This window comes from Leptolyngbya sp. Cla-17 (genome assembly GCF_016807185.1).
Lineage (GTDB): Bacteria > Cyanobacteriota > Cyanobacteriia > Leptolyngbyales > Leptolyngbyaceae > ULC077BIN1.
This window is the reverse complement of sequence record NZ_JAEVYN010000001.1, coordinates 197,649-218,421: the sequence shown is the minus strand read 5'-3', so window position 1 is coordinate 218,421 and position 20,773 is coordinate 197,649. Positions and strand designations below refer to the sequence as shown.

At 46.2% G+C, this 20,773-nt stretch carries 21 protein-coding genes; 10 read left to right on the top strand and 11 right to left on the bottom strand.

Features of this window, described 5'->3' with window-relative positions; translation table 11 throughout:
* Nucleotides 1-78: 78 nt before the first annotated feature.
* Together gatB and aroH are read right to left on the bottom strand one after the other, a co-directional pair.
* The gene (gene gatB / locus JOY44_RS01000) at nucleotides 79-1,569 is read right to left on the bottom strand and encodes an Asp-tRNA(Asn)/Glu-tRNA(Gln) amidotransferase subunit GatB (protein WP_171571941.1); all 1,491 of its coding nucleotides are present in this window, start codon (nucleotides 1,567-1,569) and stop codon (nucleotides 79-81) included.
* 141 nt (nucleotides 1,570-1,710) lie between these two features.
* A complete protein-coding gene (gene aroH, locus JOY44_RS00995) occupies nucleotides 1,711-2,106 on the bottom strand; it encodes a chorismate mutase (protein WP_171571940.1) in 396 nt (131 codons plus the stop codon).
* Between the two features lie 311 nt (nucleotides 2,107-2,417).
* Here aroH and rplU point away from each other — a divergent pair, with 311 nt between their 5' ends.
* Entirely contained in the window at nucleotides 2,418-2,819 is a 402-nt protein-coding gene (gene rplU, locus JOY44_RS00990; protein ID WP_171571939.1) for a 50S ribosomal protein L21, read from the top strand.
* Nucleotides 2,820-2,879: 60 nt separating this feature from the next.
* Nucleotides 2,880-3,185, top strand: a complete 306-nt coding sequence (rpmA, locus tag JOY44_RS00985) for a 50S ribosomal protein L27 (RefSeq protein ID WP_171571938.1) — start codon at nucleotides 2,880-2,882, stop codon at nucleotides 3,183-3,185.
* 96 nt (nucleotides 3,186-3,281) lie between these two features.
* Here the strand turns inward: rpmA and JOY44_RS00980 are convergent, their stop codons facing one another.
* Together JOY44_RS00980 and JOY44_RS00975 are read right to left on the bottom strand one after the other, a co-directional pair.
* Nucleotides 3,282-4,352: a glycosyltransferase family 4 protein gene (locus JOY44_RS00980; RefSeq protein ID WP_171571937.1), complete on the bottom strand. Its 1,071-nt coding sequence runs from the start codon at nucleotides 4,350-4,352 to the stop codon at nucleotides 3,282-3,284.
* 282 nt (nucleotides 4,353-4,634) lie between these two features.
* On the bottom strand, nucleotides 4,635-5,354 hold the full coding sequence (locus JOY44_RS00975) for a DALR anticodon-binding domain-containing protein (protein ID WP_171571936.1): 720 nt from the start codon (nucleotides 5,352-5,354) through the stop codon (nucleotides 4,635-4,637).
* A gap of 643 nt (nucleotides 5,355-5,997) precedes the next feature.
* On the opposite strand from JOY44_RS00975, the gene JOY44_RS00970 reads away from it, so the two are divergent.
* Complete coding sequence (locus JOY44_RS00970) at nucleotides 5,998-6,690, top strand: Crp/Fnr family transcriptional regulator (protein WP_171571935.1); 693 nt, start codon at nucleotides 5,998-6,000, stop codon at nucleotides 6,688-6,690.
* A 70-nt stretch (nucleotides 6,691-6,760) separates the two neighbouring features.
* On the opposite strand, the gene JOY44_RS00965 is transcribed toward JOY44_RS00970, so the two are convergent.
* The gene (locus JOY44_RS00965; RefSeq protein WP_171571934.1) at nucleotides 6,761-9,139 is read right to left on the bottom strand and encodes a M48 family metalloprotease; all 2,379 of its coding nucleotides are present in this window, start codon (nucleotides 9,137-9,139) and stop codon (nucleotides 6,761-6,763) included.
* A gap of 37 nt (nucleotides 9,140-9,176) precedes the next feature.
* Nucleotides 9,177-10,805, bottom strand: a complete 1,629-nt coding sequence (gene prfC, locus JOY44_RS00960) for a peptide chain release factor 3 (protein WP_171571933.1) — start codon at nucleotides 10,803-10,805, stop codon at nucleotides 9,177-9,179.
* Nucleotides 10,806-11,005: 200 nt separating this feature from the next.
* Here prfC and JOY44_RS00955 point away from each other — a divergent pair, with 200 nt between their 5' ends.
* The 3 genes from JOY44_RS00955 to JOY44_RS00950 are packed head-to-tail and all read left to right on the top strand — an operon-like array spanning nucleotide 11,006 to nucleotide 11,853.
* Entirely contained in the window at nucleotides 11,006-11,344 is a 339-nt protein-coding gene (locus tag JOY44_RS00955) for a DUF4870 domain-containing protein (RefSeq protein ID WP_171573628.1), read from the top strand.
* A gap of 18 nt (nucleotides 11,345-11,362) precedes the next feature.
* The gene (locus JOY44_RS32270) at nucleotides 11,363-11,497 is read left to right on the top strand and encodes a hypothetical protein (RefSeq protein ID WP_281063274.1); all 135 of its coding nucleotides are present in this window, start codon (nucleotides 11,363-11,365) and stop codon (nucleotides 11,495-11,497) included.
* 8 nt (nucleotides 11,498-11,505) lie between these two features.
* Nucleotides 11,506-11,853 carry a DUF4870 domain-containing protein gene (locus JOY44_RS00950; RefSeq protein ID WP_171571932.1) on the top strand — a complete coding sequence of 116 codons (348 nt, stop codon included), beginning with the start codon at nucleotides 11,506-11,508 and terminating at the stop codon, nucleotides 11,851-11,853.
* A 356-nt stretch (nucleotides 11,854-12,209) separates the two neighbouring features.
* Here the strand turns inward: JOY44_RS00950 and JOY44_RS00945 are convergent, their stop codons facing one another.
* Entirely contained in the window at nucleotides 12,210-12,905 is a 696-nt protein-coding gene (locus JOY44_RS00945; protein WP_171571931.1) for a hypothetical protein, read from the bottom strand.
* A gap of 398 nt (nucleotides 12,906-13,303) precedes the next feature.
* Between JOY44_RS00945 and JOY44_RS00940 the strand changes: the two genes are divergently transcribed.
* The 3 genes from JOY44_RS00940 to JOY44_RS00930 are packed head-to-tail and all read left to right on the top strand — an operon-like array spanning nucleotide 13,304 to nucleotide 16,700.
* The gene (locus tag JOY44_RS00940; protein WP_171571930.1) at nucleotides 13,304-14,497 is read left to right on the top strand and encodes an MGDG synthase family glycosyltransferase; all 1,194 of its coding nucleotides are present in this window, start codon (nucleotides 13,304-13,306) and stop codon (nucleotides 14,495-14,497) included.
* The gene (locus JOY44_RS00935) at nucleotides 14,487-16,055 is read left to right on the top strand and encodes a glycoside hydrolase family 1 protein (protein WP_171571929.1); all 1,569 of its coding nucleotides are present in this window, start codon (nucleotides 14,487-14,489) and stop codon (nucleotides 16,053-16,055) included. The genes JOY44_RS00940 and JOY44_RS00935 overlap by 11 nt, the downstream gene beginning before the upstream one ends.
* Nucleotides 16,056-16,073: 18 nt before the next feature.
* Entirely contained in the window at nucleotides 16,074-16,700 is a 627-nt protein-coding gene (locus tag JOY44_RS00930; protein ID WP_171571928.1) for a DNA-3-methyladenine glycosylase family protein, read from the top strand.
* Between the two features lie 10 nt (nucleotides 16,701-16,710).
* Here the strand turns inward: JOY44_RS00930 and JOY44_RS00925 are convergent, their stop codons facing one another.
* From JOY44_RS00925 to JOY44_RS00915, 3 genes are all read right to left on the bottom strand, one after another.
* The gene (locus JOY44_RS00925; RefSeq protein ID WP_171571927.1) at nucleotides 16,711-17,559 is read right to left on the bottom strand and encodes a DUF2259 domain-containing protein; all 849 of its coding nucleotides are present in this window, start codon (nucleotides 17,557-17,559) and stop codon (nucleotides 16,711-16,713) included.
* Nucleotides 17,560-17,748: 189 nt separating this feature from the next.
* Nucleotides 17,749-18,054 carry a hypothetical protein gene (locus JOY44_RS00920; RefSeq protein WP_171571926.1) on the bottom strand — a complete coding sequence of 102 codons (306 nt, stop codon included), beginning with the start codon at nucleotides 18,052-18,054 and terminating at the stop codon, nucleotides 17,749-17,751.
* A gap of 71 nt (nucleotides 18,055-18,125) precedes the next feature.
* Nucleotides 18,126-18,827, bottom strand: a complete 702-nt coding sequence (locus tag JOY44_RS00915; protein WP_171571925.1) for a phosphoribosyltransferase — start codon at nucleotides 18,825-18,827, stop codon at nucleotides 18,126-18,128.
* A 156-nt stretch (nucleotides 18,828-18,983) separates the two neighbouring features.
* Here JOY44_RS00915 and JOY44_RS00910 point away from each other — a divergent pair, with 156 nt between their 5' ends.
* The gene (locus JOY44_RS00910) at nucleotides 18,984-19,679 is read left to right on the top strand and encodes a uracil-DNA glycosylase (RefSeq protein ID WP_171571924.1); all 696 of its coding nucleotides are present in this window, start codon (nucleotides 18,984-18,986) and stop codon (nucleotides 19,677-19,679) included.
* 120 nt (nucleotides 19,680-19,799) lie between these two features.
* Here the strand turns inward: JOY44_RS00910 and JOY44_RS00905 are convergent, their stop codons facing one another.
* A complete protein-coding gene (locus tag JOY44_RS00905) occupies nucleotides 19,800-20,435 on the bottom strand; it encodes a peroxiredoxin (protein ID WP_171571923.1) in 636 nt (211 codons plus the stop codon).
* Nucleotides 20,436-20,773 lie beyond the last annotated feature (338 nt).

Sequence of the window (20,773 nt, the reverse complement as noted above, 5' to 3'; positions counted from 1 at the left end):
TTGTCTAAATTACTGTGCTATCTAGGCATTTCGTAGGATGTAATTAGGACTGTAGTGCCTGCTATGATTTGCTTCCAGCTAAATGCTTAGTTTCTTGCTAACCAATTGATTCGTCAGCTTAGGATCGGCGCGACCTCCAGTTTTTTTCATTACTTGACCGACAAAGAAGCCTAATAGCTTGGTTTTACCGCCCCGATATTGTTCTAATTCTTTTGGGTTTTCTATCAACACTTCATCGATCGCGCTTTCCAGTGCAGCTGAATCCGAAATTTGCCCCAACCCATCTCGCTCCACAATTGCCTTTGCAGAACCGCCTTGAGCCAGCAATTCTTGCAAGATATTCTTTGCAGCCGCATTACTAATGGTGCGATTTTCGATTAGCCCAATTAGTTCTGCCAAGCTCTCTGGCTTTAGGGGCAAATCACTTATGTTGAGATGGGCATTGCTGTTGAGGTAAGCACCCAAGTCGCCCATAATCCAGTTTGCCGCCAGTTTTGCCGAAGCGCCTGCCGCGATCGCCGCTTCAAAATATTCCGTTGTGGCATGGTCGTTGGTCAATACGCGGGCATCATAAACAGACAAACCCAACTCGCTAGTGTAGCGCTGACGCTTTTGAGCAGGTAACTCAGGCAGTTGCGATCGCCAATCTGCTAATTGTGCGGCAGATACTTCAATCGGTCCTAAATCGGGTTCTGGGAAATAGCGATAATCGCTAGACCCTTCTTTCTTCCGCATACTAATTGTGCGTTGAGAGCCTTCCTCCCATAGTCGCGTCTCTTGTACCAGCTTTTCGCCTGCTTCAACGGCTGCAATCTGGCGCTCAATTTCGTATTCGATCGCCCGCTGAATTGCACTAAAGGAGTTCATATTTTTGATCTCTACCTTCGTGCCAAACTCTTTTTGACCCACTGGACGCACAGAAATATTCACATCACAGCGGAGAGATCCTTCTTGCATGTTGCCATCGCCAACGCCCAAATATCGCACGATGCGGCGAATTTCTTGAGCATATTCGGCGGCTTCCTGACCCGTGCGAATATCCGGTTCAGATACAATTTCCATCAGCGGTACTCCTGCCCGGTTATAGTCAACCAGCGAATATGTAGACCCTGAAAGCCTTTCGCCGCCGCCATGCACTAGCTTGCCTGCATCTTCTTCCATATGCAGGCGGGTCACACCAATTCGCTTATGAGTGACGATTCCTGTTTCTTTGTCGTAGAGTTCAATGTTCAAAAAGCCATGTTCTGCGATTGGCAGATCATATTGAGAGATCTGATAATTCTTCGGCAGATCGGGGTAAAAATACTGTTTGCGATCGAATTTACTATAGGGAGCAATTTGACAATTCAGGGCAATCCCCATTTTTACCGAGGATTCCAACACAGCCTGATTCAATACAGGCAACGTTCCGGGTAAGCCCATACAAACGGGGTCGATTAGAGTGTTGGGAGGTTCGCCAAACTTTGTCGAGCTAGGAGAGAAGATTTTGGTATTTGTATTGAGTTGACAGTGAGTTTCCAACCCAATCACTGCCTCATACTGCGTTTTTGCTGGAGCCGATGCTGTCATGGAAACTTTCTTGCACAACAATAGGCTTCCATTTTAGCGGGAAGCGGCAGAGATCAAGAAAGTGGGTGAAAAGTGAAAAAGCTGAAAGTAAGAATTCTAAATTTTGGATCTGAGTTTCTTTGACTTTAACCTTCTCACGCTTCACTTAGATATGAATGCAACCTCGGCAAATGTCCAGTCGGGGCGGAGATCTTTTGCGTGGCGCAGATAAGGGTGATGAATTTCAACAGTAGGATTGGAAGTATTGAAGTGGATTAAAAAGCGGATACATCTGGGTAGGCTACCTTTCACATGCATCTGCTGGACATCTAGCAACGGAACCTGTGACCAATGCGGACGTTCGCGGGCGATCGCCGCCGGAAAAATTGCATCTAGATCTTTCGTCACAGAAAAAGTGACGCTGACAATTTCTTCCATTTCTAAATGGTTGCGGGTTTCAAGCTCATTTAACAGTTCATGCACCGCTTCTCGAATCGCATCAATAGAATTTTCTGTAACCGTTGTCGCACCACGAATAGCCCGAATTCGCCAACTCACACTTTTTTCTCCACTTTCAAAAGTAAATGTTATCTGTTTGATACTAAAAAAATAGTTAGAACTTAAACATTAAAGCTACCAATGATCATGGCTGAAAATCTGCAAAACGTCAGCAATTGAGTGATCCATTACTGAAATATTTTTGAAATGAGTCTTTCATCCAACTTTCCTCAAAATATTCTTGACAGATGCGATTGTAATTCGTGACAATTGAGAACTGTTGTATTTTTTGCTCGGATCAGGTCACATCTAAAGTTGAAACGTGCGATCGCTTTTCAGCTACCTGTACGGCGCACTTGAGGCGAAAATTAATGGTTTACGCAATTATTGAAACGGGTGGCAAGCAATTTCGGGTTGAACCCGGTCGCTTTTATGACATCGAGCGGTTAGCCATTGAACCCGATGGCAAGATTAGCATTGACAAGGTATTTTACGTCCAGAATGAGAGCGATATTCACGTTGGGCAACCCTTTGTCGATGGAGCAACAGTCGAGGGCACTGTAATACGGCATATGCGGGGTCGAAAAATCATCGTTTACAAGATGCGCCCCAAAAAGAAGACTCGTAAAAAGCAAGGTCATCGTCAAGAGTTAACTCGTTTGATGATTAACAGTATTGCCATTGACGGGCAGTCGCTGGGTAACGCTGTTGCTGAGACTCCTACTCGATCTGTCGATTTTGAAGCGGCTGAAGCAGCACAAGCGGCTGAGTAAAATTTTGATGATCAATCTCATCTGCAAATTTGACCACTAAGAAAAGTAGGGAAGACAAATATGGCTCATAAGAAAGGGACAGGCAGTACACGCAACGGTCGCGATTCTAACGCTCAACGCCTTGGCGTTAAGCGCTACGGCGGTCAAGTGGTTAAAGCGGGCAATATTTTGGTGCGTCAACGCGGCACCAAACATCACCCTGGTAACAATGTAGGTATTGGAAGTGATGACACTTTATTTGCGCTAATTGCGGGCGTTGTTACCTTTGAACGGCTCGGAAAAACGCGTAAGAAAGTTAGCGTTTACCCAGCAGCAGTAGCAGCGATCGCGGTTGAACCCGTGGCTGAACTAGTCACAGCGAAATAGCTTAATCTCAAAAAACACGGTTGGTTTTTTAAGCAAAAAGCAGTGAGCAATTCCGCTCACTGCTTTTTACTGGCATTAAGCTTTAGTGACGTTAGGTTATTTCAAGGCGTTGACCAAGGAGCGACCATTCTGAGCAAAACGTTCTGCTAAAACTTTTTGATAGACTGCTTCATAGCCATCGGTCATTCGCTGAGCGCTAAAATTGGTTTCCACATGTTGACGACATACTTGTCGGTCAATGGTGTCAATTTTGCTTAATGCTTGGATGCATTCTTCGACGGTACGACACAAAAATCCGGTTTTGCCATGAGCAATCACCTCAGGTGCAGATCCCATATTCATAGCAATCACGGGTGTTCCGGCGGCCATTGACTCAGCCATTACCAAGCCAAATGGTTCTCTCCACGTAATGGGAAAAAGAGTTGCCACTGCGTTTCCTAAAAGGACATTTTTCTGAGCGTGATTTGCCTCCCCCAAAAATTGTATTTGCGTACCGTCGATGTGAGGTTTAACTTCTTGCTCGTAGTACTCTACGTCAACTGGATCAATTTTGCCTGCAATTTTAAGATTCCAGCCTGTTGCCTTAGCGATCGCGATCGCGATATGAGTTCCCTTTTCGGGCGACATCCGACCCAAGAATGCTAAGTAGGGCGGTTCGCTGGGTTTAGGATAAAAGCGATAAGCCGACGTATCGACCCCGTTGTAAACCGTTGCCACACAGTTCAAATTTAGTCTAGGTTCTCGCTGAGAGTTAGAGATGCTAATAAATGGTTGACGACGAGCATGAACAAACATCTTTTCGTTGTCAGGCGTAAAAATGCCATGTAATGTATACACTGTGGGCGTTTTCACCAAGTTGGCGTAAGGTAGTCCAGCACATCCCATGTGCGAGTGGATGATATCAAACTCGCTGGCTCGTTCATAGACTTGACTCAACTGAAGCATTTCATAAATGCCCCCTTCTTTAATGGTTGGGTCAAGCCGCAGTGCTTTCGGGTGAACTGATTCTAGCTTGGCACTAGTCGTTGAGTCGCCAGAGGCAAACAAAGTAACTTCATGTCCACGCCGCACTAATTCCTCAGTTAGCAGACTCACAACTAACTCCGAACCACCGTAAGTGGTTGGGGGAACTTGCTCCCAAAGTGGTGCTATTTGTGCAATTTTCATGGAAACCTCCGGTTTATAATTATCCTGATCTTTTTAGATCGGTAGAATCGCCCAGCTAAACGCTGCTAGGAAAATGTTTGTTAAGTTTATTGAAGGGGATTTTTACCTAATGCTCAAAGAGTTTAGGTAAATTTCTCCGAGTAACGGAACACACAAATTATTTCATCAATTTCTCATTGGTACTGATTACAGCGCATCTTGCTAAAGCTATAGAAACAAAGAATCTTTAGAGAGAATTTATGAGATAGCTTAGAAAATCCAAAAATAAGGATTTTAGTTTTTCTATAATTCTTCAGGAGCAACAACACCAAGCTCAATCCTGAGAAGCCCGTACAGCAATTTTTGAGTCACTAAAATAAGTGCTAAGTGGGCAATTAGGCGATCGCTCCCTTCATTCTCCAACGCGCCCCAGATTTGACACTGCTGATGGGTAGCGTAAAACGCTTGAGCCAAGCCTTGAGCAAGAATTGTGATTCGAGATGGATAAAGCGATAAGGGTTGAGAATTTTTGGCTAAAGTATCTGCTTGCCAGGGTAGCTCATCCCACACGGTAAAACACTGACTGATTAACTGACGTTCCGCCACAGTACAGGTGCGAAGCTGCTGTCCCGTCAACCAAGGAATTGGATTTGGCTGTGCCCATTGCCATTGTGAAGCATCCTCCAGCCAGTTCAGCCTAATCATTTCCTGTTGAGTGGCAAGCCGTAACAATGAGCAGCAGCGGGCATGAGCATGTTGAATCGAAAATAGACTTAGATGTGAGCGTTTAGCCGGCTGGGAGTGAGCAGTAAGGAAGGAGGAGTGGGGATCAGCGGAAACAAAGAGTGAAGCGATAGGTTGGTTTAGACAAGTGAGCCACTGGGCGATCGCCGACTCACCTATCCGAAACTCTAAATAGCCAGATGGGGTTGATTGAATCTCAACATAGTCTAGTAAGCCAACCTCTAACTCGGTAAGTAGTTGAGAGCAAGTGTAATCAGACTTACATACAGATACGTTCAAGGATATTTGTGCAACCAAAATATCTGCCACTTTGACCGCACAAATATTCGCATAGACACATATTTGATGAGTAACTGCGGATAGATAGGTTAGCTGAGTCGTCTTATGACTGCGTTTCAGTAAATTTTTTGAATTTTGAAATCTACGTTTTAATAACGAAATATGAGTGTGATGAATACAGGGAAATAATTTTTCCAGAGAGTTTTCTTCTGACAGCAAAGTATCTTGCAGTATAATTTGCAACAGCTGTTTAGGCGGACAAAGGGTGACTTGCAATATAGTACTTATTAGACTGGGCGAAGCTTTTGCTTCCAAAAGTCATTTCTAGTAAAAGCTAACTTTTCAATCAGTGTTTTCGTTAGCAAGTGGTTTACTATCTTTGGCAAGGTGTGTAATTTCGGCAAGGTGTGTAAATAGCGCTAAACCTTGCTGCTGTTTGTAATATTTAAGCAGTTATTGATTCAACAACTTTTCCACTGCGTCTACATAGATACACATTTTATAGTCTCAAAAAGGTTACAAGGGAGATGTGAAGATACACTAGTGCAAAAAGAGTAACCTTTCTTCATAAAATAGGCGTTTATCGCTTTGCTTAGAAATAAATATTTTTTGAACTTCTACTGCTAACTTCAGCCTCTCACTTATGTACTCAGTATCTTCTAACACCCCAGAGGCCTCGCGTCCATTTTTAACTTGGCAACGTATCATCGATTGGTCGCAGGAGCACTATCGAGTGAGATCGTTTGCCAAGGATGAAAAAATTCCAGCAAGACCCGGATTGCTTTATCTCGTTCAACGAGGTGCAGTTCGCTTAGTCGGTAGCGCTCAGGTTAATGCAACGAGCAATCTATCGCGAACCGTAAATGTGACTCCTGAAGAGGCATTTTTAGGATTTGTAGGGGCGGGTCAGCCTTTTGAAATTGTGGCGCAATCGCCGTTTACCTTACAGAGCTATGCGCACGTTGACCAAACCTCCGTCTTATGGATGTATTGGCATGATTTAGACAATTGGCCTCACTTTCGTAGAGAAGTGCTAGATGCATTTCGCTATCAGCATCAACGTAAGTTGCTTTGGCTCAGCACTTTGGGGCAGCGACGAACCATTGACCGTCTGTTGGGCTTCTTAACCTTACTCATTGAAGAGTTTGGAGAGCCTTCCGAAAATGGCTATTGCTTACCTTTTCCACTGACTCATGCTCAAATTGGTAGCGCGATTGGTTCTACTCGCGTCACCGTTACCCGCCTTATGGGCAAATTGCGTCAAAAGGGTATGGTTTGCACCCAAGGCGATAATTTGATTTGTATTCCAGCAGATTCGATGTTGGGCAAGAGTTGAAGTATCGGCTTGAATCTAAATGAGCAAATTAAAGGGATGTTTTACCATCCCTTTGCTTTAAATAGTTAGATTACATATTTAGAATGGTCAAAATGCCAACAAGTGCAGCGATCGCTCCTGCAACAGTAGACCAAACAGGATGAGCGCTTTGACTCGTGCGTCCGCTCGAACTTTGCAAAGTGTCTACATCCAGCCAAGACGTTGTGCCTCGTCGTAACCATCCCGTTGCTACAACAGTCTGATTGATTAAGTCTGCCGGACGGGTAGCTTTGGGAAATAGATCTCCAAGAAACCCAAAGCGAGAAGTGCAGTGAAGGCTGACAATTCCTGTGGCGGTGTCCAAAAGCAAGTCCTGATTCAGGTGATTGTTAATTGCAGCGCGACCTAGCACACGGCCCTCTAGACGAACGATTTGGCTATTGATCGGTAGCAGTGTTGCTTGTTGTGTGGCATCTGCTAAAGACAGGTTGGGGGTAGATGCTTTTAGAGAGGATGGGCGAATCTCTGGAAAAAAGGAATTGATGCGAATGATCGTGCCGATGCAAAATCCCACGAATGGTAAGCCGCGTAAAAGGGTGCGATCGCTTGCCATCCAGCTAATCACTTCCAGGTTAAGCGGCTTGCCTATCCAACCCACTAGGAAAAGCAAGCAGGCAATCAACAACCCTAAGCCTATGCCAAAATAGGGTGCCCCTTGAAGCAGCAGGCTGCGCCATTGTCGTCCGCTAAGAGTCGGTTGTCGTGATTTAGAGGGTAGGGATTGCCAATTTAATTCGGGATCAAGCTGCCAATGACGAGCGTAGAGGGAGAGCAGCTGTAAGCGATCGCCTATAGGTGGATGGGAACTGTTGATGGCTAACCATTGGCGGTAGGGATTGGTGCTATCCCATTGCAATAGTGGCTCAATCGACAAATGAGGATGAAAGCTACCTAAAGAAATTGCCGTGCGGTAATTGAGGGGCATTAGCAGATCAAACCCTTCAAGCAAATAGCTGGTTTGCTTTTGATGCTGTACATCTTTAGCAGTGCCGATCGCGATTTTTAGCAGAGCGCGGGTGTAGCCGTTAGGATTGCCCGTTAGATCGGTTGCCACGCGATCGCCATAATAAACCCGCTGCCGGGATAGCCAGAGCGGAATCCAATGCAGCACCCAATAAAGTCCATAGCTGAAGGCTGCAATCAACGAGGCAGAAGCGCGTGAAGTGGCGGCTGTCTTTTGACTGCCCCAATCTGCCACAACTTGATAAAGCGTGTAAGGAATTTGCAGCATCACAATTGCCACAGACATCAGCGGTACATCCCAATTGGCAAGATGCCCTAACTCGTTCGCGTAAATGGCAGCAATTTCATCGTCTGCAAGTTGGTCTAGCAAGCCCTGGCTGACAACAATGCGGGAGATCGCAGGCATTGCGCCATAGGTGAAAGCGATCGGTGCTTGAGTTGGCAAAATTCCTAAAGCGGGTGGTGAAATTCCATTTTGACGACAAAAGCGAGGCAAGAGTTGGATCGTTTCGGGGCTATAGCCTGCCAATTTTGGCAATGTTAAGGGCTGCAAACCATAGAGTATTGTCAGCAAACCATCCAAAATCCACCGCGAGCCGGCCAATACAACCAGTAGCAAGACTGCCGTAAAAGATAGTGTCCAATTAGGTGCACCAGATTGCACAACGCTAAATCCTAAGCGGGGCAACAGCTTAATCAGCATCGTGCTATAGGATGCAAAGACCCAGTAAAGCATCTGCTGAATGCCTACATATAGGGCGATCGCGGTCAGGATTTGAATAATAGCCAACTGGAGCCATTTTACTTTTCCTAAAGGCTTCCAGTGTTTTGCTCGTCCAGCATTGCGCCAAGTGGGTTGATAAAGATTGACTGATCGCTTAACGGGTGCATCGGTATGTGCAGCACTAGGCAGAACTGACGTGGAAGCCGAATCGGCTGGTAAGGAAGCTGGAGCAGATTGCTCGGATGAAGTATTTAGTGAGATGAACCCTGTTGTGCTGGGTATCGCAACGGACGGCTTGACAGGAGGTGGCGATGGCAATGGCACAAAGCCACTGAGATCCATTGAGGATTCTGAGGCTTTTAAATCCGAGAACCTTGGCTCTTCTAATGTGACAGGAATATTGTTTGGCTGTGGTGCTAGATGAGGATGGCGTTTGGTCAAGGTGTCCAGTGTGCGGTTTGCCCAAGTTTGCACCTGCTCACTAGAATTATTCTGCAACTGTTGGCAGACTTGTGCCGCTTGCATTGTTTCGTCTAATCGCTCATAAGCGATCGCTAGCGCCATTTGTGCCCGCGCAATCAAGGGCTGATCAGCAGCCATGGAGAGCGAAGTTTCGAGCAGCAGCGCAGCAGTGGAATAGTCTTCTTGTTTGAATGCGGCTAAACCAGCTTCTAGATCAGTCAGATCAGCAGCAGAATTGGTAGACGACTGAGGAGAAGTCATAGTGTGCACTCTCACTTAGAACCCTTCAAGGATACCTCTACAATGGATTTGGTTCTCTCCCAGAAAATACGGGGGCGATCGCGTTTAGTTGCAACTCCGGATGGTCCGCTTCCACTTGCCCTACATTCCATTCGTTGCGAAACAGCAGCACTGGGCGGTTCCAGCTGTCTTTTACCGTCACCGTATTAAACAGCCGCCCTGCTTTTTCTAAGGCTTCCCATCCGCCCACTACCCAGCGAGCCACCGAATAGGGCAATAGTTCCAAAGTTGTTTCCACACCATATTCACTTTGCATCCGAAACTGCACCACTTCAAACTGCAACTGCCCAACTGCTGCCAAAATCGGCTCCCGTTTTGACTCATCAGCGGAATGCATAATTTGCACTGCACCTTCTTCCCGCAGTTCAAGCACCCCTTTTTGAAATTGCTTAAATTTGGACGGGTTTGGATTTTTGAGGTAGGCGAATAGCTCTGGTGAAAAGGAAGGAATACCTTCGTACTCCAATTTTTGCCCAACATAAATAGTATCGCCGATCGCAAATACCCCCGGATTGTTCAAGCCAATCACATCTCCTGGATAGGCAGTCTCAATCACTTCTCGATCTTGAGCAAACAGTTTTTGGGGACGGGATAGCCGCACGATTTTTCCAGTACGCGCGTGATTCACGGTCATATCTTTTTCGAACTTACCAGAGCAGACCCGCACAAAAGCTACGCGATCACGGTGCTTCGGATCCATGTTTGCCTGAAGTTTGAAGATAAAACCTGAAAACTCAGGATAGGTTGGCTCGATGTCGCCTTGATTGCTCACATGGGGAGTCGGTTTAAGGGCGTAATCTAAAAAGGCGTTAAGGAATGGCTCTACCCCAAAGTTGGTCATAGCGCTGCCAAAAAAGACTGGAGTCATCATGCCCGCATGAACTGCCTCAAGATCTAGTGCTGAGCCAACGCCTTCTAGCAATTCCAAATCATCTTTGAATTGGTAGTACAAATCCTGTTCTAAAAGCTGCTCAATCCGGGGGTCGCCGAAGTCAATCATCGTGTCTAGCGCCTCTCGCTGTCCGTGGGCACTGCGTTCAAACAAATGGATTTTTTGACTGCTGCGCTCAAACACGCCCTTGAAGCGATCGCCCATACCAATAGGCCAGTTTGCGGCGTAGGTGGCTAAGCCCAATTCTTGCTCAATTTCATCCAGCAGTTCCAGCGGTTCCCTGCCGGGGCGATCAAGCTTGTTGACGAACGTAAAAATTGGCAGTCCGCGCAATCGGCAGACTTCAAACAGCTTGCGAGTTTGTGGTTCCAACCCCTTTGCCGCATCAATTAGCATCACCGCATTATCAGCAGCAGCAAGCGTGCGATAGGTGTCTTCACTAAAATCTTGGTGACCGGGCGTATCCAGCAAGTTGATTTGACAGCCTTTGTAATCAAACTGCAACACGGTAGAGGTAATCGAAATGCCGCGCTGCTGCTCCATTTCCATCCAGTCCGAAGTGGCATGACGCTGCGCTCGACGAGCTTTTACGGCTCCTGCTTGGTGAATGGCACCTCCATATAGCAACAGCTTTTCCGTCAATGTGGTTTTACCAGCATCCGGGTGGGAGATGATGGCAAAGTTACGACGGCGCTCAACTTGGGTTTGCAATTCAGCCTGAATTTCAGTGGACATTTATTCGCTGGGTAGGTAAATCTTGAAGGATGGAGTTTTCCCGACAGAACCTCAAGTCTAGCAGCACCTTAAACAGGGCTACAAGGGCAAGACTTTACTTGATGAAACCCGATCAGAATGGGGCTAGACTGGGCGGATAGTGATCCATGACTAGTATGGATTTGCTGTCTATTTCCCATTGAATGGATTGGATATTTGCTATGGATGATCTGACTCAACGCCGCAAGCTACTTTCTGCTCTATCTCATGGCGCAATCTTCTTAAGCTCTTCGATAATTTCGATTGGCATTCCGATCGCGATTCTGATTATTTCAGACGATCAAGTAATCAAGGATAACGCCAAGGAGTCTATTAATTTTCACATTAATCTTTACTTATACGGGATAGTTTTCGGGCTGCTCTTGTTTGTGGTAATTGGATTCCCGCTTTTAATATTGTTGCTGGTTGCCAGTTTTGTGCTGCCGATTATGGCGATCGTTCATGCCGCCAGTGAGCCCAATAAATCCTATCGATATCCATTCATCTTCCGATTAGTTTAGTAAGCCGCAATTCAAACGGTGAGCCAAATTATTGCAGGATATTTTTCCAATCAACTTTACGGAAATCTCACTAAGTTGGGGTGGGTTTTTGCGATCGCTGCCTTTTTACGATCGCTGTATAGTGTCAATGTAGTGAAGCCCAAGTGGATGTGAAGCTCTTTATGCAAACTCCTAATACTTTTGATTCTGATAAGCGCAAACTTCTGTCTTCATTGGCTCACGGGTCAATTTTTATCAGCGCTACGCTTATCTCAATCCTAATTCCAATCTCGGTTTACTTCGTTTCCGATGATCCCATTGTGAAAGATAACGCCAAGGAAGCGATTAATTTTCACTTTAATGTTTGGCTCTATGGAATTTTCCTGGTTCCCCTTTCATTTATCACCTTTGGATTAGCAGGTGGTCTTTGGTGGTTAATTCATTGGGGATTCACCGCCTGGGCGATTTATCACTGCTTAAACACTCCTGATCTGCCATTTCGCTATCCGTTTATTTTCCGCCCTTTGTAGGGGTGGGGCGCGATCGCTGGAGCAATGCGTCTCTGTTTAAAATAAAACTGCCCCACAGTTGAACCACTGCAGGGCATAAAATTACAGTTAAACGCTTGTATATGTAGTATTACAAAATCTTCAAAAGGCATGTTTCACTGATGTGCCAATCATTAGAGTGGTTATATTTGCCGGGGCGTATCCAAAATAGTAACGAGATCATTTCTGTAAGGCTGTTGTCTTACAGTAAAGCCATTCACCTCATGCACTAACAAATTCAGCAGCCTCAACGGCTGCTTTTTTTATTGTCATTTCAGCAATTTTGCTCGCAAATATCTTGTGCTGTCGATGACGTAAAGCCTTGCGTTTGAATTGCCTTACAAAATCGTGTTGCTGATCCAACCAAATCCTAAGCCAATCAGACAAACGACTGTTAATAACCAAAAGGATTGTATTCCATTAACGTTTCTTGTTTGCAGGTCAATTCGAGCCAGTGTTTCAGCGGCGAGAATTGTCAAGATTTGGATGAAAACATGGAGCCAAAAAAAGATTACGGCTGCCAGTGCAGCAAACAAAAAAATTGCAGTAAATGCCACAGTATCAGAGTGAAACCAACGGGTGATAAAGGCGCTGAAGCTCGTTAAAGGCGACATGAATGCCATTGACGATACTACGATCCAGCTAATTGCTAGGACTGCGCTAAATAAATTATGGTCAAGCGCAAGGCTGCACAGGTTCTTAGGTTGAGATGTTGAAACTTTGGCTTCTGCGGTTGCCTTAGAGTCAGGATTGGCTGGTTGAGCTTCATCTGACGATTGGGGCGATTTTGCTATGGGGGGCTTTTCAGATGATTGAAGGTTGTCAGATTCTAAAGATCGCGATCGCTCTTGACCCACAGTTGATGCCTGCCGAAACTCCGCCTCGGCAGGCATCGTTTCTCCAATCATCTGATAGCATTCCGCAATGAACCACGAAGGCTTTGGCGAAGGCAATCCTGCTAGGTACCAGCCAAAGCTGGCATAGCAAACAATGAGTAACGTTAAAGACACCCAAGGAAACCGTTTTACATACATCTTTACTTCAACTTTAAGCCTTCAGCCTTTGACCGAGTTTACTGATTCTATGTTCAATCTCTTCGTGAAAGCGTTTGGTAGAAGCAAAGTCCTTGCGCTATTAGCCGCTAATCGCAGGATGTGAGTGTGAACAAGAACTCGCCAATTTGGAAAATGTCTTTGTTGCAGAACTAATTGCAATCTATCTCACCCTATGGCAACAGCGATCGCAGCCCACCATTCAGCGGCTAAATTCGCTACTGTAATAATCTCTGATTAGAAGCATTCATTTGAAGATATTTGCTTAGAAAAAATCCGCCTATTGTGTGACCCAATAACCTTGAGAAAAGGAATGGAGCATGTAAAGATGCTGTAACGCTGGCAACTGTTTTTCCCACACTCAAGCTGCAAGGGAATTTATGACGCGAATTTTGATACTACACGCTTCTTTAGGAGCCGGACACCTGAACGCAGCAAAAGCCCTCTGTACAGCCTTTGAACGCATTTCCGAGGTGGAGGTTCGTAGCGAAGATGCATTGAGCTATGCCAACTCTCTTTACCGGAGTGCGGTGACGCAAGCCTATAAGCAATTGAGCGAGAAGGCTCCCCAGCTTTACAGAGCCTTTTATGAAGGCAGCGACATCAGCGATTTGGAAAAATCCCTCGACAGCAACCTGACTTGGGCAAAGCTAGAACGCCCATTTTTTGCTGATTTGGAACAGTTGCTCAAAGAGTTTGATCCGGATGCGATCGTGTGTGTTCAGCAAATTCCCAGCCGTTTGCTTCAAATTTTGGAGCAAGATGCACAAACGGCAAAACCTCAATATGTAGTAGTAACAGACGTAATTGCCCACAGCACTTGGATTAATCACGGCGTTCATGGCTATTTTCTACCCAACAGTCTCAGCGCTAATTTGCTGATTCAGCGGGGCGTTAATCCGGCAGTGCTGCATGTGACGGGGATTCCTGTAAAACTGGAGATTATGGAGTCGAAAACGAAGGAAGAGACGCGATCGCGTCACTCTTTGCCAAATAACATCCCCGTAGTCACACTATTTGGCGGCGGCTTGAACCACCGCCGGGTCAAATCAATGGTGGTCGATTTGCTGGCAAGTCCATTGCCTATGCTATTGATTGTTGTTGCAGGCCGAAATGAAAAATTGGTGGAAGCGCTGGAAGAGGTGACCGATAGCTCCCACGTACAATTGCTTAAACTAGAACAGATTGATTATGTGGATGATTTAGTAGTGGCAAGTGATTTGGTGGTTACCAAAGCAGGCGGGTTAATCACCAGCGAAATTTTGGCACGAGGCACCCCCATGGTGATTGTGGATCCAATTCCAGGGCAAGAGGAGCAAAATGCAGATGTGATTGCTGCGGCTGGCGCTGGAGTGCAGCTACGATTGCTAGAGATGGTGGCACCTGCCGTGCAATATCTATTGAAGCGTCCCGATCGCCTTGCAGAAATGCATCAGTCGGCATTGGAGTTAGGGCAACCACGGGCAGCACTCAATATTGCAGAACACATCCTGAACGATCTCAACGCTCGTCGTGTAATGCAGACTTTAGAAGTAAGCGAATTAGAATCAAACGCGATCGCCCATGCAGAATAATTCCAAACTTTCCGCTCCCCCTCTAAAGACAGAGACATTTCTTTGGGGAGTCGCAACCTCCGGCTATCAAATTGAAGGCGGCTACAACGGCGAAGGTGAACCCAAAAACAATTGGGCACTAATTGAGCAGCGCGGTAGCGTTATGAAAACGGGTGCAGCAGCAGAATTTTGGACCCGTTACGAAGAAGACTTTCAAGCCTGCCAAAAGATGGGGCTAACTGCCTTTCGCCTCGGTTTAGAATGGGCGCGAATTCAGCCTTCCTCAGAACTATCTTTATCTTCAACTCCACCATTTGATCGCAAGGCGCTAGATGAGTATGCAGACATAATTGCTGCTTGTCGCCGCCATGGACTAGAACCTGTGATTACGTTGCATCACTTTACCCATCCTGCTTGGCTGGGATTGGATGCATGGCTTGCAGAAGACACTATTGATCGCTTTGGAGAATATGTGCAAACTACGGTTGCTCACATCAACCATCGCCTAATTGAACACCATCAACTTGCTCCAATCCATTGGTATATCACCCTCAACGAACCCAATATTCTAGTTTCCAACACTTACCTCAGTGGGCAGTTTCCCACCGACTCTATCCTGGGTATCGGGTCTGTATTTCCAGCCTATAACCATTTATTAGCGGCTCATGTGCGTGCTTATAATCTGATTCACGACCTGTACGAAGCAGAAGGCTGGACGACTCCCCGCGTGTCGTTGAACACCTATTGCAGTGATCTCTACTGGTCTGAAAAAGTAATTTGGGATTTGCTCAGTTTACGGCTGCGATCAATCGATCCTAGCAACCTACAAGACTATGTTTATGAGAATGCGCAACGGATGGAAGCAGCCCTGCGAAACGCGAATCTTTCGTTTCGGCGAGATTTGCCTTACCAATTGGGGCGTTTCGCTCACTGGTTTAGTAATCGCTTAGGACGACGTAATTTTGATGCGCGTCACTTAGGTAGCTTTTTGCAAGAACTGGAAGCCTCACCCCGTACCCAAGTGTTTGATTTCATTGGCATTGATTACTACGATCCCTTCATTGCCCATGTTTTTCGCTTGCCATCGTTTTCCGATTTTGAGTTTGAGACGAAAGATTTTCGTGGCTGGCTGATGAGTGGCATCACTAGCAAATGGTGGGATTGGCGCAGTTTGCCCGAAGGACTGCATTTTTTCTGTAAGTTTTATGCAGAGGAGATTGGCAATTATCCGATTTTGATCGCAGAAAATGGCATGGCGTTACGGCGAAAGCCCGATAACAGCGTGGCATCTCGGCGCGGTGACCAATTGCAACGCAGCGAGTTCTTGAAAGCCCATGTGTTTCAAGTGGAGCGTTTGATTAAAGAAGGAGTGCCGATGGTGGGCTATATGCACTGGTCGCTAACCGATAATTACGAGTGGGGATCATATACACCGCGATTTGGGCTACTTTCCATTGATTTTACTCAGGGCAGCGATCGCATGGTGGAAGATCATTTAGGCGATCGCCCTTCCGAAACCTATGCTCAGCTGATTCGCGAAATGAAAGGCAGTCTATCAACTCAAATTCCTAGCGGTTAAGGCATAAGAGTTTTGACTATGAACTACTCCATCGCGATCGCAGCGTTGCAAAGCGCTGATCCTATTCTTGGCTCCGCGATCGCTCAAATTGGAACCTGTACGCTTGATCAACAGCAGCAAACTGGCGATTTGCTTTCCTCACTGGCGCGATCGATTTTGTATCAGCAACTTTCTGGCAAAGCTGCCGGGGCGATTCATCGTCGCTTTTTGGCGCTGTATCCTGATCAACCCTTTCCAACGGCTGCTAGTATCCTTGCCACACCCGATGATGTTTTACGCGGTGCTGGAATCTCTCGCCCGAAAGTGATTTACATAAAAGATCTGGCGCAGAAAGTGCAAGTGGGTTTGCCCACTCTATTAGATTTAGAGCAGTTAGACGATGAAACTATTATCCAAACCCTGACACCTATCAAAGGTATTGGGCGCTGGACGGTGCAAATGCTGTTGATTTTTCGATTGCATCGTTGGGACGTTCTGCCAGTCGATGATTTAGGAGTTCGAGCAGGGGCGCGTCGCCTCTACAATTTGCCAGAACTGCCTAATAGAAAGACTCTGGAACAGATTGGGCAAACCTGGCAGCCTTACCGGACGATCGCTTCCTGGTATCTTTGGCGCACCCTGGATGATGGACAACCGGACAAGTGACTTTCAATCCTTACAACTCAAACCCCTGGATTAGGGTTTTACCTAAAGTTCCTTCAAAGGCGCGTTGAGTAGAGGTTAACAGCACCACCACATTTTTGCCATTGGGCGACAGTACCACTTCTCTGATAGAAAAACCAACGGTCCAAGCCTGTGGCTCATTCATAGATCTGATCGCTTTTGTTTTTGCACCATAAGTCATCTGCATTTGCATAAATGCCTGATCTTTTTGTGCCGTGCCGCCAAACATCGGCGAAACCGTGGCAGTTTGCTGTAACCGAATTTTCATTGCAGGTTTGCCTGCTCCCATGTTCACGGTGACTGTTTCAGTGCCGTTTGGGGTGCGTGATCGCGCTTCAATGGTCAAATTCGTGCCAGTCGTAGGGGACTTTAGCTGGAGATCTTTCCGCAGCGTTTGAGTTTGTTGCAATAATTTGCTTTCTGCTATTTCCAAACTTAATCCCGCATCCACTTCACCATATTGGGTTTCAATGCAGCCTGTCTCAACACACGCATTCTTTGCCACATCTATTACTTGCAGCGCAGATTTGGGAATTCCGGCTCCCAAATCTCGCCAGCTTTCTAAATATAGGTAGTAGCGTCCATCTGTTGAAAAACCAGCGTTTTTTTGCAGGGTGCGTTGAGAGGGCGCAGAAAAATCAACGGATTCGATCGCAGCCGTCGGCGCAGAGGTTGAAATTGGATTTGGCGCAACCGCGCCCTTATTCACTTGATCGTTGGCTGACGGTTTAGCCTGAGTCAATTCTGCCTTCACCGCAGAGATTGAGCTAATTGCAGAAGCCAAACCCACCATCAGCATCGGTAAAAGGAGGCTCCGAATATTTATATTTTTTGGCAACATAGAACTGAGATAAAGTGCAACTGTATTGGGATCTTGAGACGGCTAGGCTCGTTTTTCGTTCCAAGGCTGCCTCAGCATCTCTCATCCCTTTCATTGGGTTTACAGCTCGTCAGGATCGGTTCATGTATTTTAGGATTACCACCAAAGAATGAGCTTGGGTGATAGCGCTTCGCGCGACGAAGTCGTTCGCTAAACCAAATGGGCTTGTAAAAAATAGAATCCTGTTGCGGACGCCAGTACTGAAAAACATACGATTGCAGTGAGGCGAACCCGCTTTGTGTAAGGTGAAGGCACAATCCACTCGCGCACCAGAATAGACGAGATCGCGCCAAAAAGGTAGCTGAGGCATAGGGTCAAATACTGCCAATCTTGCCAAATCCACCATGCAGCACACAGTGTCAGCGATAGCGCCAACATAGCCGCTTCCACCAGTTGAGGAGGATTGTATTGGCTGGTGATCTCCAGCCCATGCCACCAAGCACGCCATCGTCTCATGCAAACTTATCCTAAAACTACCCGTAGGATAATGCAGGCGGCAAAAATTAGCTAGATCCAAAATACAAGTGTTAGAGGACGACTTTTCTCAAACACTCGATCGCCTCCTCCATCTCTACTTGAGGAAACTCTTTATAAAATCGGCTCACACTTTGAAAAGGATGAGGAGTTGCCAACACGATCACGCGATCGCTCCAAGTTTGCAGCTGGGGCAAAATCTCTGGTGGTGCCACAGGAACGCAGATCCAAATCTCGGCAGGTTTCTTGGCACGCAGAGATTGGGCTGCAACTGCCATTGTCATTCCTGTAGCGATCCCGTCATCTACAATTAGCGTGATCGCCCCCGATGGATCGACCTGAGGACTAAATGGTGCTAATTGTTGCCATTGAGATTGGGCACGCTCCCGTGTTTGCTGCAACATCAATTCATCAAAATCGGAGGAAAGTGATTGTCTTTGGGTTAACCATAAAACATGCCCGTTTGATGTAGCAGCACCAAGCGCTAATTCTGGATTTTCAGGGCGAGTAATCTTCTTTGCTACGATCACATCCAATGAGCAATGCAGCGCTCGGGCAATCGGAGCCGCCACCGCAATACCACCCCTTGGCAATGCATAGACCACAAACCGACTGAGTGCTTCAGTTGCGCGATCGCGGGTTGAAGCGCGAGCTTCGACTACAGCTAAAACCGCTTGGGCTAAACGCTCACCTGCCTCTAACCGATTTGCAAAAACCGTCGAATCTGAGCTTGGAGGCGGTGAATTAAAAGACATAGTAACTCCAGCAATCTTCCCCAAAAAACCAAATAGTGGGATTAGGGGATTTTCTTCATCATGCCTGAGTTTGTTTGAATCTGCCGACTGACACTAGAAAAATCCTCAGACCTGTCATACGCTAGCCCAAAGGTATCAAATCATTTTCCCACCGTCATGACTGCCGAAAACCAAATCGATCTATTCAACTTATCCAGCATCCCAGATGCATCTCCACCACTGATTGACCCAGAGCAAATTCCTACGGATTCTAAAATTTTCATTCCTGTAGGAACCTATGCCACGATGGATGCGATGAAACAGCACTGTAACCGCTGTTATCGCTGTGAGTTGGGTCATACGCGCACAAATGCGGTGGTAGGCGAAGGCAATTTGAATGCTGACATTATGATTGTGGGAGAAGGTCCAGGACAAACTGAGGATGCAACAGGACGACCCTTTGTAGGGCGATCGGGCGAACTGCTAGACAAAATTTTGGCAGCAGTCAAGCTAACGCGAGATCAAGATGTGTTTATTTGCAATGTAGTGAAGTGCCGTCCACCGGAAAACCGCGATCCAAAACCAGCGGAAGCGGCAGCTTGTAAAGGCTATTTACTAGAGCAAATTCGGTTGGTAGATCCCAAAATCATTTTGCTAACTGGGAAGATTGCTCTATTAAATTTGTTGGGCATTAAGCAAGGAATTACGAAGGTGCGGGGACAGTGGATCGAGCAGGATGGTCGTTTGTATATGCCGATCTTTCATCCGGCATATCTGCTCCGAAACCAATCGCGGGAGGTGGGGCAACCTAAATGGCTGATGTGGCAAGATGTTCAGGCGGTGCGCACCAAGCTAGATGAGTTGCGGCAATAGGATGGGAGGCTTCAGCGATCTCCCTACTGAATTTAATCTCCAATCAAAAAGGAGATGATTACCACCTCCTTTTTGATTCAGTCTTGTTATTTAATAACCAGCAGAAACTTTTGTAGTCGGCTATTTATTCGGTTGAGGAGTGGTTCGCAAGTAGGGTTTGATTTCAGTCACGCCTTTAGGAAACTTTTGTCTCGCTTCTTCGGTAGGAATCGTAGGCACTACAACCACATCATCTCCATCTTTCCAGTTGGCTGGAGTCGCCACACTGTAGTTGTCGGTCAATTGCAGCGAGTCAATCACCCGCAGAATTTCGTCAAAGTTACGACCTGCACTCGGTGGATAGGTCAGGCTCAACCTTAGCTTCTTGCTAGGGTCAATTACAAAAACGGTACGAACAGTCACCTTCGCATTTGCATTGGGATGAATCATGTCATAAAGGTCTGACACTTTTTTATCCGCATCTGCCAAAATTGGATAATTTACAGTTGTTTTTTGAGTTTCGTTGATGTCTCCAATCCAACCCGCATGAGAGGTTGCGTCATCTACACTTAAAGCAATGACTTTAACATTCCGCTTATCAAACTCAGGTTTGAGTTTAGCAACTTCGCCAAGCTCAGTGGTGCAAACGGGCGTATAGTCGGCAGGATGCGAAAAAAGAACAACCCAACTATCTGCTGCCCAGTCATAGAAGTTAATCTCTCCTTCAGAGGATTGCTGGGTGAAGTTGGGCACTGTATCGCCGAGGTAGAGAGCCATAACTGATTAGTTCCTTTCTGCTATCTGAATTACATAATCACTGTTTAGATCATGCCATAAACCCCGGTTCCCCGGTCGGATTCCAGATCTATTTAATTTTGAGATTAGTAAATGATGCGATCGCGTTCTAAGTATTTCAAGATCGTTACATTCCTAGACAAATTGCTGCTTCTGGCATTCTAGGGTGACTATCTGCTCAAGCTCTCAATCACTCCTCTCAGCACAATAGGCTTGGATTTGCAGCATTCTACAATCCAGCAGTCATCTATCTGTTTGCTATTTTAGTCATCACCAAATCTTAAAATCTGAAAAAAACCTTCAGGAAGAAGCGATAATTT

Bases quoted from the DNA above. Each gene is read 5' to 3' on its own strand.
- JOY44_RS00920 (WP_171571926.1), bottom strand. From the start codon at position 18,054: ATGAGACGATGGCGTGCTTGGTGGCATGGGCTGGAGATCACCAGCCAA.
- JOY44_RS00970 (WP_171571935.1), top strand. From the start codon at position 5,998: ATGTACTCAGTATCTTCTAACACCCCAGAGGCCTCGCGTCCATTTTTA.
- JOY44_RS00915 (WP_171571925.1), bottom strand. From the start codon at position 18,827: ATGTCTTTTAATTCACCGCCTCCAAGCTCAGATTCGACGGTTTTTGCA.
- JOY44_RS00980 (WP_171571937.1), bottom strand. From the start codon at position 4,352: ATGAAAATTGCACAAATAGCACCACTTTGGGAGCAAGTTCCCCCAACC.
- rpmA (WP_171571938.1), top strand. From the start codon at position 2,880: ATGGCTCATAAGAAAGGGACAGGCAGTACACGCAACGGTCGCGATTCT.
- rplU (WP_171571939.1), top strand. From the start codon at position 2,418: ATGGTTTACGCAATTATTGAAACGGGTGGCAAGCAATTTCGGGTTGAA.
- JOY44_RS00965 (WP_171571934.1), bottom strand. From the start codon at position 9,139: ATGACTTCTCCTCAGTCGTCTACCAATTCTGCTGCTGATCTGACTGAT.
- gatB (WP_171571941.1), bottom strand. From the start codon at position 1,569: ATGACAGCATCGGCTCCAGCAAAAACGCAGTATGAGGCAGTGATTGGG.
- JOY44_RS00910 (WP_171571924.1), top strand. From the start codon at position 18,984: ATGACTGCCGAAAACCAAATCGATCTATTCAACTTATCCAGCATCCCA.
- JOY44_RS00950 (WP_171571932.1), top strand. From the start codon at position 11,506: ATGCAAACTCCTAATACTTTTGATTCTGATAAGCGCAAACTTCTGTCT.
- JOY44_RS00955 (WP_171573628.1), top strand. From the start codon at position 11,006: ATGGATGATCTGACTCAACGCCGCAAGCTACTTTCTGCTCTATCTCAT.
- JOY44_RS00930 (WP_171571928.1), top strand. From the start codon at position 16,074: ATGAACTACTCCATCGCGATCGCAGCGTTGCAAAGCGCTGATCCTATT.
- prfC (WP_171571933.1), bottom strand. From the start codon at position 10,805: ATGTCCACTGAAATTCAGGCTGAATTGCAAACCCAAGTTGAGCGCCGT.
- JOY44_RS00935 (WP_171571929.1), top strand. From the start codon at position 14,487: ATGCAGAATAATTCCAAACTTTCCGCTCCCCCTCTAAAGACAGAGACA.
- JOY44_RS00945 (WP_171571931.1), bottom strand. From the start codon at position 12,905: ATGTATGTAAAACGGTTTCCTTGGGTGTCTTTAACGTTACTCATTGTT.
- JOY44_RS00905 (WP_171571923.1), bottom strand. From the start codon at position 20,435: ATGGCTCTCTACCTCGGCGATACAGTGCCCAACTTCACCCAGCAATCC.
- JOY44_RS00940 (WP_171571930.1), top strand. From the start codon at position 13,304: ATGACGCGAATTTTGATACTACACGCTTCTTTAGGAGCCGGACACCTG.
- JOY44_RS00925 (WP_171571927.1), bottom strand. From the start codon at position 17,559: ATGTTGCCAAAAAATATAAATATTCGGAGCCTCCTTTTACCGATGCTG.